This is a genomic window from Streptomyces sp. NPDC044719 (assembly GCF_056433405.1).
The window spans coordinates 722,972-737,046 of the sequence record NZ_JBWKHE010000005.1 but is presented as its reverse complement, the minus strand read 5'-3'; the positions used below and the strand labels follow the sequence as shown (position 1 = coordinate 737,046).

Here is a 14,075-nt window from a genome sequence, read left to right as displayed (position 1 = left end):
GCGCGGCTCCTGCGGTGTGCGGGGCTTGCGCTGGCTCCGTCCGGGCGTGTCGCTCGGCTCCGTCGGGCGCCTGCGCGGGGCCTTCGGTGTGTGGGGCCTGGGCGAGTGGGCGGACGGTCGGGGTGGTCGGCGGGGGCGGTTGCGCGGCTCCTGCGGTGTGCGGGGCTTGCGCTGGCTCGGTCCGGGCGTGCCGCTCGGCTCCGTCGGGCGCCTGCGCGGCGTCTCCGGGGTGCGGGGCCTGCGTGGGTGGGGTGTCCGGCCAGGGCGGCTGCGCCGCTCCCGCGGTGCGCGAAGTGCCGGTGTCCGGAACCCCCGGGCGCGAAGCCCCGGCGCCGGGAACCTCCGGGCGCGAAGCCCCGGCGCCGGGAACCTCCGGGCGCGAAGCCCCCGCGCCGGGAACCCCCGGGCGCGAAGCCCCCGCCCCCGGAACGCCCGTGCCCGGAACCCCCAGGCGCGAATCCTCCGCAGGGCCCGTCAGGGGACCCTGCGGGGCGTCTTCAGGCTGCTGATTCTTCGGCCCGGGTGTGTCCTGCTCGGCCCGCGAAGGTCCCGCGCCGTCGTCGAGTTCGACGTACGGGCGGATCCGCAGCGGGTCGAAGTCCTCCGCTGCCGCCGCCTGGGCGGTGCGGGTGTCGCGCAGGGCCTCGGCGGCCCGGTGGGCGCAGGCGCAGGAAGGGGACTTGTCCCGCTGTCTGGGCGCGCCGCACTCCGGGCACGGGTGGCCGTTAGGCGGTTCCACGCGTTCCTCCCTCCCCTCGCGAACTCCAGAGATTATCCAGATCTTCTCCACAGTGCGGTCGAGGAGCCCCCGGAATGAACGCTTCCAAAAGGACTCGGCAGGCCATACCCCGTCACACCGGTCACGATGGAAAATGTCACAGGACCCTCGGGAGGTCTCATGGCAGGGGATGCGCACGACACGACACCGTCACCCGCACCGTCACCTGCGGAAACCCTCGCCCCGGAGCAGGTTCCCGGGAATGTGCTGGTCTCCATCGGCGCCCTGCTCCTCGGCATGCTGCTCGCCGCACTGGACCAGACCATCGTGTCGACCGCGCTGCCCACCATCGTCAGCGACCTCGGCGGCATGGACCATCTGTCCTGGGTCGTCACCGCCTACCTGCTGGCCGCCACCGCCGCGACGCCCCTGTGGGGCAAGCTCGGAGACCAGTACGGCCGCAAGAGGCTGTTCCAGACGGCCATCGTGATCTTCCTCGTCGGCTCCGCGCTCTGCGGGGCCGCACAGGACATGACCCAGCTCATCGCCTTCCGGGCCCTCCAAGGGCTGGGCGGGGGCGGGCTGATCGTGCTGTCGATGGCCGTCGTCGGGGACCTCGTCCCGCCCAGGGAACGCGGGCGCTACCAAGGGCTGTTCGGGGCCGTGTTCGGCGCGACCAGCGTGCTGGGGCCGCTGCTCGGCGGGCTGTTCACACAGCATCTGAGCTGGCGTTGGGTGTTCTACGTCAATCTGCCCGTCGGCGTCGTCGCGCTCGCCGTGATCGCGACCGTCCTGCACCTCCCGCGCCGGTCGCAACGGCATGTCATCGACTACCTCGGCACCTTCCTCATCGCGGCCGTCGCCACCTGCCTGGTGCTGGTCGCCTCCCTCGGCGGGGCCACCTGGGGATGGGGGTCCGCGCAGATCATCGGGCTCGCCGTCCTCGGCGTCGTCCTCGCGGTCGCCTTCGTGGCCGTCGAGCGGCGTGCCGCCGAACCCGTACTGCCGCTGAAGCTGTTCCGCGTCCGCACCTTCACGCTCGCCGCCGTGATCAGTTTCGTCGTGGGCTTCGCCATGTTCGGCGCGATGACCTACCTGCCGACCTTCCTTCAGGTGGTGCAGGGCGTCAGCCCGACCATGTCCGGAGTGCACATGCTCCCGATGGTGCTGGGCCTGCTGCTGGCCTCGACGGCCTCCGGGCAGATCGTCAGCCGTACCGGGCGCTGGAAGGTGTTCCCGATCGCGGGCACCGGGGTCACCACGCTCGGGCTGCTCCTGCTGCACCAGCTCGACGAGAACAGCTCCACCGTCCAGCTGAGCGGCTTCTTCCTCGTGTTCGGGCTGGGTCTCGGCCTGGTGATGCAGGTCCTCGTCCTCGTCGTGCAGAACGCGGTCCCGTACGAGGACCTGGGCGTCGCCACCTCCGGCGCGACCTTCTTCCGCTCGATCGGCGCCTCGTTCGGCGTCGCCGTCTTCGGCACGATCTTCGCGGGCCGGCTCGGCGACCAGCTCACGGACGCCTTCCGGGGCGCACAGCTGCCGCCCGGCGTCTCCGTGGACGCGCTGGAGGCCGACCCGCGCGGTATCGCCGCCCTGCCGCCCGGCCTGCGCCCACCGGCCCTGCACGCCTACGCCGTCTCCATCACGGACGTCTTCCTCTACGCCGCCCCGGTCGCGCTCCTCGGCTTCGTGCTGGCCTGGTTCCTGAAGGAGGACCGGCTGCGCGGCTCGGTCACCGCGCCCGACGTCACGGAGACCCTGGCCAGCAACCCCGTCCAGCGGACCTCGTACGACGAGGTGTGCCGGGCGCTGTCGGTGCTCGGCACCCGCGCGGGGCGGCGCGAGGTCTACCGGAAGATCACCGACCGGGCGGGCTACGACCTGCTGCCCGCGGCGAGCTGGCTGCTGCTGCGGATCCGGAGATACGGCGAGGTGGAGCCGGCCGTGCTGGCCGACAGCATGCCCGTGCCGCTGACCGTGATCATCGAGGCCGCCCGGCAGGTCGAGGAGCGGCGGCTCGCCGTGCGCGAGGGCCTCGGCCTGGTCCTGACCGACCAGGGGCGTGAGGTCGCCGAGCGGCTGGCCCAGGCCCGCGAGGACTCCCTCGCCGAGCTGCTCGGCGACTGGTGGGGCCCCGGCCGGCCGGCCGATCTGGTCCAGCTCGTGCGGGAGCTGAACGGCGAACTGTGCGGGTCGCGGCGCGAGCGGCCGTACGGGGACGGGCCCTTTGAGGAGCGGCGGGCGGCGCGGCTGGGCTGAACGTCGTTTCAGACGAGGGACTTGGCGAACCAGTGCTCGGCGTACGGGTCGTCGTTGTACGGCTCGGTCTCCGTGTAGCCGAGCCGCGAGTAGAGGGCGCGGGCCTCGACGAGGTCGCCGCGGGTGTCGAGGATCATCCGTGCGGTGCCGAGCGCCCGGGCGGCGTCCTCGGCCGCCCGGACCAGGAGCGTGGCGCCGCCCCTGCCGCGCATCGGCGGGCGCAGGAAGACCCGCTTGAGCTCGGCGGTCGTGCCGTCGTACAGCCGTACGCCCGCGGTGCCGGCCGGCTCACCGCCGTACCGGGCGACCAGCAACCGCCCGCGCGGCGGCGCGAGGTCGCCACCCGGCTGGGCGGCGATCTCCCGCTCCAGCTCGTCCGGGTCGGTCCGGCGGCCCTCGTGCAGCAGGTACCAACGGTCGCTGACCTCGGTGTAGTAATCCCGCCACAGAGCGGCGGCGACGGGGGAGTCGTACGGCTCCGGGGCCACGGTCCAGGTCATGCGCGCATTCTCGGCCAGTGCCCTACCGTGCCCGCAACCGGATTTGTGTGACCCTCGTGTGCCGTTTGGGGGCGGGTTTCCGGGCTACCCGGTGCGGCGAACCGGTCCGTGAGGAGGGCCGGTTGGGCCGAGAACCCGGAAGGCATCCATGTCCACTGGCCTGATCATTGCTCTGATCGTGATCGCGGCGGTCGTCGTCATCATCGCGGCCGCCATGACCCTGCGCGCTCGCGGGCCTCGTCGCGGCCCGAGCCTGAAGCGGCGCTTCGGACCCGAGTACGAGCGGGCCGTCGCCCGCCACGACGGCGACGCCAAGGCCGCCGAGCGCGAACTCACCGAGCGGGTGCACCGCCACGGCGACCTGCGCGAGCGGTCGTTGGACCCGGCGCAGCGCGAGCGGTACGAGGCGCGCTGGACGGCCGCCCAGGAGCGGTTCGTCGACTCGCCGCGGGAAGCGGTCGCCGAGGCGGACCGGCTGCTCGCCGAACTCGCCGGCGCCCGGGGCTTCCCGGACGGCGGCCAGTACGAGGAACAGCTCGCCGCGCTGTCCGTGCACCACGCCCATCACGTCGACGGCTACCGGCGCGTGCACCGTGCGGCACATCTGCGCGCGGAGGACGCCCGCGACGGCGGCACCGGTACGGAAGACATGCGGGAGGCCATGGTGGCGGCCCGCGCCCTGTTCGAGGAACTGATACGGCCGGCCCGCCACGACGGCGGCGCCGGACGGCACGAGGGCGGCCGTCACGAGGACGGACACCGCCGTGCCGGACTGAACGGCGGCCGCAAGGCCGCGAACACCCGCGGCGGGCACATGCCGTGGGCGCTCAACCGACGCCAGGCGAAGGAGAGTTGAGGAATGTCCGACGTGACCCGACCGCCCGGCGAGAACACCGCCGCCGCCCCCGACGCCCGAGGCGAGAGCGCCCTGGGCACCGGCCACGGCACCGGCGCCGAGCGCACGACCGGCACCGGCGCCGAGCGCACGACCGGCACCGGCGCCGAGCGCACGACCGGCACCGGCGCCACCAACGAACTCATCGTCCCCAAGGACACCAGCACCCCCGGCACCCCCCGGGAGGGCACGCACGCCCACCTCTTCCCCCACGACGAGTCGGACAAGCTCGGCCTGCGGTTGCAGCACGCCGTCGCCGGGTTCGTCGACGGTCCCCGGGCCTCCGTCGAGGAGGCCGACCACGTGCTGGAGGAGATCGCGGCCCGGTTCACCGAGGCCGTGGCGCAGCGTCGCCGCACCCTGCGTCATTCCTGGCAGTCCGTCGAGAGCGGGGAGGGCAAGCCGGTGTCGAGCGCCGACACCGAGCAGCTCCGGCTGGCCCTGAAGGACTACCGCGAGCTGGCGGAGCGGCTCCTGCACGCGTGAGCGACCCCGTTCACCGATCGCCGTTCACCGACCCGCGTTCACCGGTCCGCCCGGCGCTCCCGCCACTGCCGTACGACGTCCTCGACGTCGTACGGCTTCTTGCCCAGCGGGGGGCCGGGCGGCGGCCTGAACATCATCTCGCGGATCTTCTCGTTGACCTCCGTGATGATCTTCCGCGCGATCCGCTCCGAGGGCGCCGCGAGGGCCGCGAGCAGCGCGTCCTCGGCCTCCTTGCGCAGTGCCAGGGCCGGCGGCAGGACGGAGAAGCCCTCGCGGGCCATCTTCCGCTTGACCCACCACAGTTCGTCGTAGGTGGAGTCCACATCGGCCGGCAGCGGCTTGCCCGCCCCCGGCAACCGTTCGAACTCGCCGCGGGTCTCCGCGTCGCGGATCTGTTTGTCGACCCAGGACTCGAAGTCGACGCCGGGTGGCTTTCGCTCGGTCACGAGGCCATTGTGCCGGACAGCGCGCAGTCGGGCGTTCTATCATGCGGCGGTCTCAGGGCCTGTCCGACACACAGGCCCGGGCAGGCCCACCAGGACGTCTCAGGAGGAGCGCACGTGCTCGAACTCACCATGGCCGCCGTGTCCCCGGCGGAGGAGGGTGCCACGGCCGGCATGCTCATGGCCGACGCGCCCAGCGAGCCGGGTGCCGTGCTGCGGGTGGGCCGCGACAAGTCGGTGTGCCGGCTCTCGACGCCGGACGACTGGCTGTTCGTCTCCCGGGTCCATCTGGAGTTCCTGTGCGGCCCCGACGGGACCTGGCAGCTCACCTGGCTGCGCGGCTCCCAGCCCGACCCGTCCTCCGAAGTCCGGCTCACGGTCGGGGAGTACGCCCAGCCCCTCGCCTACGGCGGCACCGTCCCGCTTCCCCGGGGCGGCAGCGGCGAGATCATCATCCAGGACCGCACCGCCCCGCGCAGCGTCAACGTGGGCTTCTATCACGAGGTCTGACCACCACCGCCGAGCTCAGGCGAGCACCCGCGCCACCGCGAACCCGTCGTAGCCCTTCGTGCCGACCGTCTGGATCGCCGTCCCGCTCAGCCTCGGATGGCTGCCGATCAGTTCGATCGCGGCGCGGGTGCCCACCACGTCCGGGGCGGTGCTCGCGGCGTCGGTCACGCGGCCGCCGCGGACGACGTTGTCGAGGACGATCAGGCTGCCCGTGCTGGTGAGCTTCACGGCCCACTCGACGTAGTGCGGGTTGTTGGCCTTGTCGGCGTCGATGAAGACCAGGTCGAACGGGGGCGGGTTCTCGTCGGCCAGCTGGGGCAGCGACTCCAGGGCCGGGCCGACCCGCACCTCGACCAGCTTGTCCAGACCGGCCCGGGCGATGTTGCGGACGGCGACCTCGGCGTGCACGGGGTCGTACTCCAGGGAGACCAGCCGCCCGTCGGCGGGCAGGGCGCGGGCCAGCCAGATGGTGCTGTAGCCGCCGAGCGTGCCGATCTCCAGGATGTGGCGGGCGCCCTGGATCTGGGCGAGGAGCTGGAGGAGCTTGCCCTGGTTCCCCGCGACGTTGATGTGCGGAAGCCCGGCGGCGTCGCTGTCGCGCAGCGCCGCCGCCAGGTCTTCGTCGTCCGGTGCGAGGTGGGCGGTGAAGTAGGCGTCGACCTCGTCCCAGACGTGCGACTCGCTCATGCACCTCTACCTTTCGTACGCATAGTTAGCTGCCCTAACTACTGGCGTTCTCGAAGATAGTTGGTGCGGCGGTCCGCTGCCAGGGGGGTTTCACCCGGCGTGTCTCAGCCCGTCACGGACGGTGCCGAGCCGGGCAGCGGGCGCCCCGCCGACTCCGCCATGCGCCATACGGCGAAACCGCCGATCACGGCCGCGGCCATCATGTAGTACGCGGGCATCATCATGTTCCCGGTCGCGCCGATCAGGGCCGTGACCACCAGCGGGGTCGTGCCGCCGAACAGGGACACGGAGACGTTGAAGCCGATGGAGAGCGAGCCGTAGCGGACCCGGGTCGGGAACAGCGCCGGGAGCGCCGACGGCATCGCCGCCGTGAAGCACACCAGCAGCATGCCCAGCGCGCCCATGCCGAGCCCGACCGCGAGCAGGCTGCCCTGGCGGATCAGCAGCAGGGCCGGGACGGACAGCAGCAGGAAGCCGGCGCAGCCGGTGGCGATCACCGGGCGGCGTCCGACGCGGTCGGTCAGCGCGCCGACGAACGGCTGGGCGATCATCATCAGCGCCATCACACCGAGGACGACGAGCAGGCCGTGCGTCTCGTCGTAGTGGAGCTGACCGGTCAGGTAGGTCGGCATGTACGACAGCAGCATGTAGTCGGTGACGTTGAAGACCAGCACCAGGCCGACGCAGAGCAGCAGTGCGCGCCACTGGCCGGTGATCATCTCGCGCAGCGGCACCTTGGGCCGGTTGTGCTCGGCCTTCTCGGCCTCGGCGGCGAACGCCGGGGTCTCCTCTAGGCGCATCCGCAGGTAGAGGCCGATGATGCCCATCGGTCCCGCGATCAGGAACGGGAGGCGCCAGCCCCAGGAGGTCAGGTCGTCGGCGGAGAGCAGGGCGGTCATCAAGGTGACCAGGCCCGCGCCGCCGATGTAGCCGGCCAGCGTGCCGAACTCCAGCCAGCTGCCGAGGAAGCCGCGCCGCTTGTCGGGGGCGTACTCGGCGATGAAGGTGGAGGCGCCGGCGTACTCGCCGCCGGTGGAGAAGCCCTGCACGAGACGGGCCACGAGGAGCAGGATCGGCGCGCCGACACCGATCGTCGCGTACGACGGGATCAGACCGATCGCGAAGGTGCCCGCGGCCATCATGATCATGGTGAGCGCGAGGACCTTCTGGCGGCCGACGCGGTCGCCGAGCGGGCCGAAGACCATGCCGCCGAGGGGTCGGACCAGGAAGGCCGCGGCGAAGGCGCCGAATGTGGAGAGCAGCTGTGCGGTGGGGTTGCCCGACGGGAAGAAGACCTTGCCCAGGGTGACCGCGATGTAGCTGTAGACGCCGAAGTCGAACCATTCCATCGCGTTGCCCAGGGCGGCCGCCTTCACGGCGCGCTTGACCAGCGCGGGGTCGGTGACGGTGGTGTCGTGGGCCTTCGCCGTGCGGCTCTTGAGCGCGGACGTGGGAGCAATGGCCGAGGCAGTCACAAGTCTCGCTCGCCTACCTTTCATCGGGGACAGGGGCGCGGTCCGCGCGGCGGCGCTGTCGAACGGGCCGAAAAAGCGACGATAGGCGGAGAATGCCCGCTCACGGGCGGTATGCCTTTCGTTGCAGGGTGCATCTAAACACCGGCTGCGCAGGCACGCATGCCCGCTTGGGAGCGGTCCCCACGTGATCTTGGTGTGATCCTTCTCGCGTTCACGAGAGGCAACCGCGCGTCGCGCGCACTATCGTCAACCGGATGAAGGGGGCGTAAGGGTCATACAGGGCAGAAGGCCGACGAGGCGTGACGAATGCGGAGCGCGGCGGACGACCGACGGAAGCCTTCGGAGCGACGGCCGTCGGCAGACCTCACGCACGCCTGCGCATGGCCTGCCTCGGCCTGTGGCTGATCGTCGCCGTCCTCGCCGCACGGCAGATTGCCGTCGTCCTCGGCACCCCGCGCGGGGAGCGGCTGACAGACCTGGAGACCTGGGTCGGGCCGAACGGCGTCCTGCACGTGAACGGCTCGCTCTACGACTCGACCCGCTTCACCGGCACCCCCTTCAACGGGCTCGTCCTCAAGCCCCTCACCCGTTCGGCCGAACAGGCCCTCGGCTGGGGCTGGACCTTCGGCACCCTGCTGCTGGTCGCCGCCCTCGGCCTGATCGCCGCCCGCGCCCTGCCCCCACCCATCGGCCGCCGCACGGCGCTGCTGGCCGCCCCCGTCGCCATCGGCCTGCTCATGCTGTCCCTGCCGGTCCGCAACACCCTGTGGCTCGGCCAGACCAGCATCATCCCGGTCCTGCTCGTCCTGCTCGGCTGCTTCGTCGCCCACGGCCAGCGGACCAGCGGACTGCTCATCGGGGTCGCGGCGGCGCTCCAGCCCACCCTGCTGCTCTTCACACCCCTGCTGTGGTGCACCGGCCGCAGACGCGCCGCGCTCTCCGGCGGCGTCACCTTCGCCGCCTGCACCGCGCTCGCCTGGGCGGCGATGCCGCACGACTCCTCCGTCTACTGGGTCCACCACCTGGCCGGCGCCGGCCTCGGCGGCCGGGCCGACGACCTCGGCAACCAGTCCCTGCACGGCGCCCTGCTACGACTCGGCCTCACCGGCCCCCTGGAGGTCGCGCTCTTCCTGACCCTCGGCGCGGCCGTCGCCGTCCTGGCCCTGCGCCGCGCCGTGCGGTACTTCGCCGACGGCCAGCTGCTCCTCGCCGTCGCGATCACCGGCTGCGCCGCCATCGCCGTCTCGCCCACGGCCTGGCAGCACCAGCTGCTGTGGGTGCTGCTCGCGGTCGTCGGCCGGGCCGGCAGACGCGCCCGTGACCGGTACGTGTGGCCCGTCGCCGTCGTCCTGGTCATGACCCTGCCGACCAGGCTGCTGCTTCCGGAGATGGCGGCACTGGACCCGCTGCGCGCCGACCTCGTCCTGCTGGCCGCCCTGGCCGCCGCCGTGGCCGTCCCGTTCCTGTCCCGCGCCTCGCCGTACTACCAGTCGCCGACACCGACCGAGTACGCGCCCGCCGTCCCGGCCCGCTTCCGGCACGTACCGCCGCCCTTCCTGCGCCGGGCCCTCAGCCGGCCGAACCTCCTCCTGGAGCTTCTCCTCCTCCGCGTCGCCTACGCCGCCTACTCCCAGGTCCGGCTCGCCGCCACCGGTGGCAGCATCTCGGCCGGCCGGGCCGAGGCCGAGGAGCACGCCTGGCAGATCCTCGGCCTGGAACGCGCCCTGCGCATCGACATCGAGCACTGGGCCAACCACGCCGTGGTGCGGACCGACTGGCTGCGGGACTTCTCCGACTTCTACTACGAGTCGTTCCACTTCGTCGTCCCGCTGGCCGTCCTCGCCGTCCTGTACTGGCGCCGCCCCGCCGAGTACCGCTGGGCCCGCTCCGCCATCGGCTTCGCCACCCTGCTCGCCCTGGCCGGCTTCTGGCTCTACCCGCTCGCCCCGCCGCGCCTGATGCCGACGCTCGGCTTCATCGACACCGTCCACGGCGTCCAGGACTTCACCCAGCCCGACTACGGCACGCTCACCGACATCACCAACCAGTACGCGGCCATGCCGTCCCTGCACTTCGGCTGGTCGCTGTGGTGCGGGGTGGTGATCGCCGTGCTGGCACGCCGGTGGTGGATCAAGGTGCTGGGGCTCGTGCACCCGCTGCTCACCGGCTCCTCCATCGTCGTGACGGCCAACCACTGGGTGCTGGACGCCGCCGGGGGAGCGGTGGTGGTCGGAGCGGGCTTCGCGCTGACGTACCTGCTGTCCGGGCCCCGGGCGGCCACCGCCGCCGCGCGCCGGGCGTCCCGGTCGGCGGATCCGAGCACCGGCCGCTCGACCAGTTCTGTCGGCTGACCTCGGTGTCGGAAAACCGTCGAAAGCGCCCTCCGCGTGTCGGTTTTCCGCAGCCGGGCGGGCCCTGGCTGGCTCTCGGCCGTGAGTGGCTGAAAGGTGTGCCTCGCTGTCCACCCGAACATCGACCTGGAGGGTTCTGTGAACGTGGCAACGACGGCTGACGGACCTCGGCGGAGTCCGAAAGCCACACTCCTGATGGCCTGCATCGGGGTGTTCGTCGCCTACCTGCCGGTCACCACCGTCTCCGTCAGCCTCCCCGCGATCCAGCGGGACCTGCACGCCTCGACCTCCCAACTGTCCTGGGTCTCGGACGCGTTCGTCCTGCCCATGGCCGCGCTCATCCTGACGGCCGGGGTCGTCGGAGACGTGCACGGCCGCAAGAAGGTCTTCCAGTCTGGCCTGCTGTTCTCGGCCGTCGGGGCCGCCGTCGCGATGAGCGCGCAGTCGGTCCAGGTGCTGTGGGCCGGGCAGGCGCTGGCCGGGACGGGCGCGGCGGCGCTGCTGCCCACGACACTGGCGCTGATCAGCCACGCCGTGCCCGACCCGCACGAACGCGCCAAGTTCGTCGGACTGTGGGCCGCCTCCCTGTCGCTGGCGCTGGCCGTCGGCCCCCTCATGGCGGGCGTGATCCTCCAGCACACCGCCTGGCACTGGATCTACCTGCCCGCCATACCCGTGGCCCTCCTCACCATGGCACTCGCCGTGCCCCTGGTCGCCGACTCGCGCGCCCCCGGCTCGCGCAAGCTGGACTGGCCCGGCCAGTTCACCGCCGCACTCACCATCACCGCGCTCGTCTACGGCGTCATCGAGGGCGGCGCCCAGTCCTTCTCCGAGCCCCGGGTCGTCGTCGCCCTGGCCCTCGCGGCCGTCGGCGCTCTCGCCTTCGTCCTGGCCGAACGGCGCAGCCCCAGCCCGATGCTGGACCTGACGCTGTTCCGCAGCGCCGCCTTCAGCGCGACCACGCTCATCGCGATGATCAGCTTCCTGGGCCTGATCGGCTTCTTCTTCGTCCTCAGCCTCTACTTCGGCATGGTGCAACGGCTAGACACCCTCGACGCGGGCTACCGCATGCTGATGGTGACCGCGGTGAGCCTGCTCCTCGGAGTCGTCGTCGGACCGCTGATGCGGCGCGTCCCGGCCCGCGCCCTGATCACCACCGGCCTGCTCGCCACCACGGCCGCGCTGCTGTCCCTCACCGCCCTCGACGCGCACACCGCGTTCGGGCCGCTGGCCTGGCGACTGGCACTGCTCGGCCTCGGCATGGGCCTCGTCATCACCCCCATGACCGCCACCGCCGTGGCGTCCGTGCCGCATCACCTGGCCGGTATGGCGGCGGCGGGCAACAACGCCTTCCGGCAGGTCGGCGGCGCCCTCGGCCCCGCCGTCCTGGGCACCCTGCTGACCACCAGGGCCACCGACGCCCTGCCCGGCCACCTCGCCGACGCCGGCGTGCACGGCTCGACGGCCCATCAGGTCACCGCCGCCGTCGACGCCGCCGGACTGGGAGCGGTGTCCCGCCTCGACCTGGGAGCCGACACCGGCCGCGCCCTGGGCGCCCTGTCCGAGTCCTTCCTCGACGGCCTCCGGCTCTGCCTGATCGTCGCGGCGTCACTGGCGCTGGTGGCGGCGGTGGTGGGAGCGGTGCTGCTGCGCAGGCCGAAGCCGGAGCTCTCGCCTGCCCCTGAGATGGGCCCGGTTGTCACCGGCCGAGTGAGCGACGGCGCCGGAAACACCATGGCAGCCACACTCACCCTGATCTCCCTGGCCGGACGCCAGGTAGGCCGGACCGTGGCACACGACACCGGCGGCCACTACCGGCTGACCACCCCCGGAGCCGGTTCGTACGTCCTGATCGCGGCGGCGGACGGCCACCAGCCCCAGGCCACCACGCTCGTGCTCGGCGAGGAGCCGCTGCCCCACGACGTGGTCCTGTCCGGCGGCAGCGCCCTCGCGGGCACGGTGGCCACGGCCGACGACAGGCTGCCGGTCGAAGGCGCGATGGTCGTCGTGACGGACATCCGCGGCGACGTCCTGGCCACGGGCACGACGGACGTGACCGGCGCGTTCGGCTTCGGCCGGCTGCCCGCCGGTGACCTCACGATCGCCGTGAACGCCACCGGCTACCGCCCGGCCGCACTCCCCGTGACGCCCGGCGCCCCGGCCACCGGCCTCGAGGTGCTCCTCCAACCCGGCGCGCGGTTGCAGGGCGTCGTACGGACGGGGAACGGCCGCACCCCCGTGACCGACGCACGGGTCACCCTCGTCGACGCCGCCGGGAACGTCGTGGGCACGGCCATCACCGGCACGGACGGCGCCTACGCCTTCACCGACCTGGACGCGGGCGACTACTCCCTGATCGCCAGCGGGTACGCGCCCGTCGCCACCACCGTCACGGTGGACGGACGGAGTCCGAACGACGTCCATCCGCAGCTGGCTCATCAGGACAGCTGACGGCGGCTGCGGAACTCTTCAGATCCTGGGTTGCTCGCGGCGGCGTTTCCGGGTCCGGTCATGGCCGGGCACGGACGCCGGAATCCGTTGTCGCGTGCTTCCCGGCACGGAAGTCTCCTCCTCTGTGACCAGTGCAGAGGTTGAAGAGGCCGGACTCGACAGTTCGTAGCTGCTGCTGCGGCTGCGGAGGATGGGCATCCGCGAGGTGCACGCCGTGAGCGTCGACATCGGCGAGGACGAGTCCAGCATCCACAAACGCCAGGTGGCCGAAGCGCTCGGCGCGACGATCCACATCCTCGACCGGCGTGCCGAGTTCGCCGACCGGTACGTGGCTCCCGCGATCGCCGCTCAGGCCGTCTACCTCGGTATCCACCCCGTCAGCTCCACGCTGAGCCGCCCGCTGATCGCCCACAGCGCGGTCGGACTGGCCCGTGCGCTCGGCGCGCAGGCCGTGCTGCACACCGCCAACCGCTCCCAGAACACCCTGCGCCGTCTCAACGGGGCGCTGGCGCTGCTCGGTTACGAGGGCGCGTTCGGCAGCCCGTACGATCTCGACCCCGTCACTCGCGACGACAAGCTCGTCGAACTGCGCGCCGCCGGCATCGATCTGCTCGCCGGGCGGATCGTCAGCGGCGACTCCAACCTGTGGTGCCGCGAGTTCGAGTCGGGCATCCTCGACGACCCCGAACTCCACGAGGTCCCCGAAGAGATGTACACCTGGAGCCGGCCGACCGCCCGCCCCGGCGACACCGACACCCTGACCGTCACCTTCGAACACGGGCTGCCCGTCGCTCTCGACGGAGAACCGCTGCCGCTGACCGGGCTGGTCGAGCGGCTCAACCGGCGGGTCGGCGCGTACGGACTCGGCCGCTACTCCGGCCTGGAGCACCTCGATCACGGCGAGAAGGTCCTCGAAATCCGTGAGATGCCCGCCGCCTGGCTCCTGCTCAGCGGCTACCGGCACATCGAGAGCGCCTGCCTGGACGCCGAACTCATCCGCGAGAAGCGGCATCTGGAACAGGTCTGGACGCGGGAGGCCCTCGAGGGCCGCTGGTTCGGTGAACTGCGGCTCGCGGCCCAGGTGTTCATCGACGCCTGCGCCGCCCGCACCACCGGGTCCGTGACCTGGCGACTGCGCACCGGTGGCGCCGACACGCGCTCCATCGCCGTCGGATCACCGCTGTACCTGCGCGACCGGGAGAAGTGGGAGGAGCGGGCGATCAGCGCGGAGTCGGCGCCGTTCGTCCCCGCGGCGGAGACCGTTCTCGCCACCGTCTGAGTGTTCCCTCCCGCCCCTCTC

General features: G+C 72.2%; 11 protein-coding genes. 7 read left to right on the top strand and 4 right to left on the bottom strand.

Features of this window, described 5'->3' with window-relative positions:
- The first annotated feature begins 898 nt into the window (after positions 1–898).
- Entirely contained in the window at positions 899–2,977 is a 2,079-nt protein-coding gene (locus tag AC07DF_RS23480) for an MDR family MFS transporter (protein ID WP_478974524.1), read from the top strand.
- Between the two features lie 8 nt (positions 2,978–2,985).
- Here AC07DF_RS23480 and AC07DF_RS23475 read toward each other — a convergent pair whose 3' ends face one another.
- Positions 2,986–3,477, bottom strand: coding sequence for a GNAT family N-acetyltransferase (locus AC07DF_RS23475; protein ID WP_478974521.1), 492 nt, complete (start codon positions 3,475–3,477; stop codon positions 2,986–2,988).
- Between the two features lie 148 nt (positions 3,478–3,625).
- Between AC07DF_RS23475 and AC07DF_RS23470 the strand changes: the two genes are divergently transcribed.
- On the top strand, positions 3,626–4,333 hold the full coding sequence (locus tag AC07DF_RS23470; RefSeq protein ID WP_478974518.1) for a hypothetical protein: 708 nt from the start codon (positions 3,626–3,628) through the stop codon (positions 4,331–4,333).
- Between the two features lie 3 nt (positions 4,334–4,336).
- Positions 4,337–4,858 carry a hypothetical protein gene (locus tag AC07DF_RS23465; protein WP_478974515.1) on the top strand — a complete coding sequence of 174 codons (522 nt, stop codon included), beginning with the start codon at positions 4,337–4,339 and terminating at the stop codon, positions 4,856–4,858.
- Between the two features lie 38 nt (positions 4,859–4,896).
- Here AC07DF_RS23465 and AC07DF_RS23460 read toward each other — a convergent pair whose 3' ends face one another.
- The gene (locus AC07DF_RS23460) at positions 4,897–5,304 is read right to left on the bottom strand and encodes a DnaJ family domain-containing protein (RefSeq protein WP_478974512.1); all 408 of its coding nucleotides are present in this window, start codon (positions 5,302–5,304) and stop codon (positions 4,897–4,899) included.
- A 114-nt stretch (positions 5,305–5,418) separates the two neighbouring features.
- On the opposite strand from AC07DF_RS23460, the gene AC07DF_RS23455 reads away from it, so the two are divergent.
- Positions 5,419–5,811, top strand: coding sequence for a hypothetical protein (locus tag AC07DF_RS23455; RefSeq protein ID WP_382492868.1), 393 nt, complete (start codon positions 5,419–5,421; stop codon positions 5,809–5,811).
- A 15-nt stretch (positions 5,812–5,826) separates the two neighbouring features.
- Here the strand turns inward: AC07DF_RS23455 and AC07DF_RS23450 are convergent, their stop codons facing one another.
- On the bottom strand, positions 5,827–6,498 hold the full coding sequence (locus AC07DF_RS23450) for an O-methyltransferase (protein WP_478974508.1): 672 nt from the start codon (positions 6,496–6,498) through the stop codon (positions 5,827–5,829).
- Positions 6,499–6,602: 104 nt separating this feature from the next.
- On the bottom strand, positions 6,603–7,997 hold the full coding sequence (proP, locus tag AC07DF_RS23445) for a glycine betaine/L-proline transporter ProP (protein ID WP_478974505.1): 1,395 nt from the start codon (positions 7,995–7,997) through the stop codon (positions 6,603–6,605).
- Between the two features lie 275 nt (positions 7,998–8,272).
- Between proP and AC07DF_RS23440 the strand changes: the two genes are divergently transcribed.
- The 3 genes from AC07DF_RS23440 to AC07DF_RS23430 all read left to right on the top strand — a co-directional run bounded on the left by AC07DF_RS23440 (position 8,273) and on the right by AC07DF_RS23430 (position 14,054).
- Positions 8,273–10,324, top strand: coding sequence for a bifunctional glycosyltransferase 87/phosphatase PAP2 family protein (locus AC07DF_RS23440; RefSeq protein ID WP_478974502.1), 2,052 nt, complete (start codon positions 8,273–8,275; stop codon positions 10,322–10,324).
- Positions 10,325–10,519: 195 nt separating this feature from the next.
- Positions 10,520–12,775 carry an MFS transporter gene (locus AC07DF_RS23435; RefSeq protein ID WP_478974500.1) on the top strand — a complete coding sequence of 752 codons (2,256 nt, stop codon included), beginning with the start codon at positions 10,520–10,522 and terminating at the stop codon, positions 12,773–12,775.
- Positions 12,776–12,944: 169 nt separating this feature from the next.
- Positions 12,945–14,054, top strand: a complete 1,110-nt coding sequence (locus AC07DF_RS23430) for an argininosuccinate synthase-related protein (RefSeq protein ID WP_478974680.1) — start codon at positions 12,945–12,947, stop codon at positions 14,052–14,054.
- The last annotated feature ends 21 nt before the right edge of the window (positions 14,055–14,075 follow it).

What these genes read in the sequence shown, in the direction of transcription:
- proP (WP_478974505.1), bottom strand. Translation starts at nt 7,997, where the DNA reads ATGAAAGGTAGGCGAGCGAGACTTGTGACTGCCTCGGCCATTGCTCCC.
- AC07DF_RS23480 (WP_478974524.1), top strand. Translation starts at nt 899, where the DNA reads ATGGCAGGGGATGCGCACGACACGACACCGTCACCCGCACCGTCACCT.
- AC07DF_RS23450 (WP_478974508.1), bottom strand. Translation starts at nt 6,498, where the DNA reads ATGAGCGAGTCGCACGTCTGGGACGAGGTCGACGCCTACTTCACCGCC.
- AC07DF_RS23465 (WP_478974515.1), top strand. Translation starts at nt 4,337, where the DNA reads ATGTCCGACGTGACCCGACCGCCCGGCGAGAACACCGCCGCCGCCCCC.
- AC07DF_RS23475 (WP_478974521.1), bottom strand. Translation starts at nt 3,477, where the DNA reads ATGACCTGGACCGTGGCCCCGGAGCCGTACGACTCCCCCGTCGCCGCC.
- AC07DF_RS23435 (WP_478974500.1), top strand. Translation starts at nt 10,520, where the DNA reads ATGGCCTGCATCGGGGTGTTCGTCGCCTACCTGCCGGTCACCACCGTC.
- AC07DF_RS23470 (WP_478974518.1), top strand. Translation starts at nt 3,626, where the DNA reads ATGTCCACTGGCCTGATCATTGCTCTGATCGTGATCGCGGCGGTCGTC.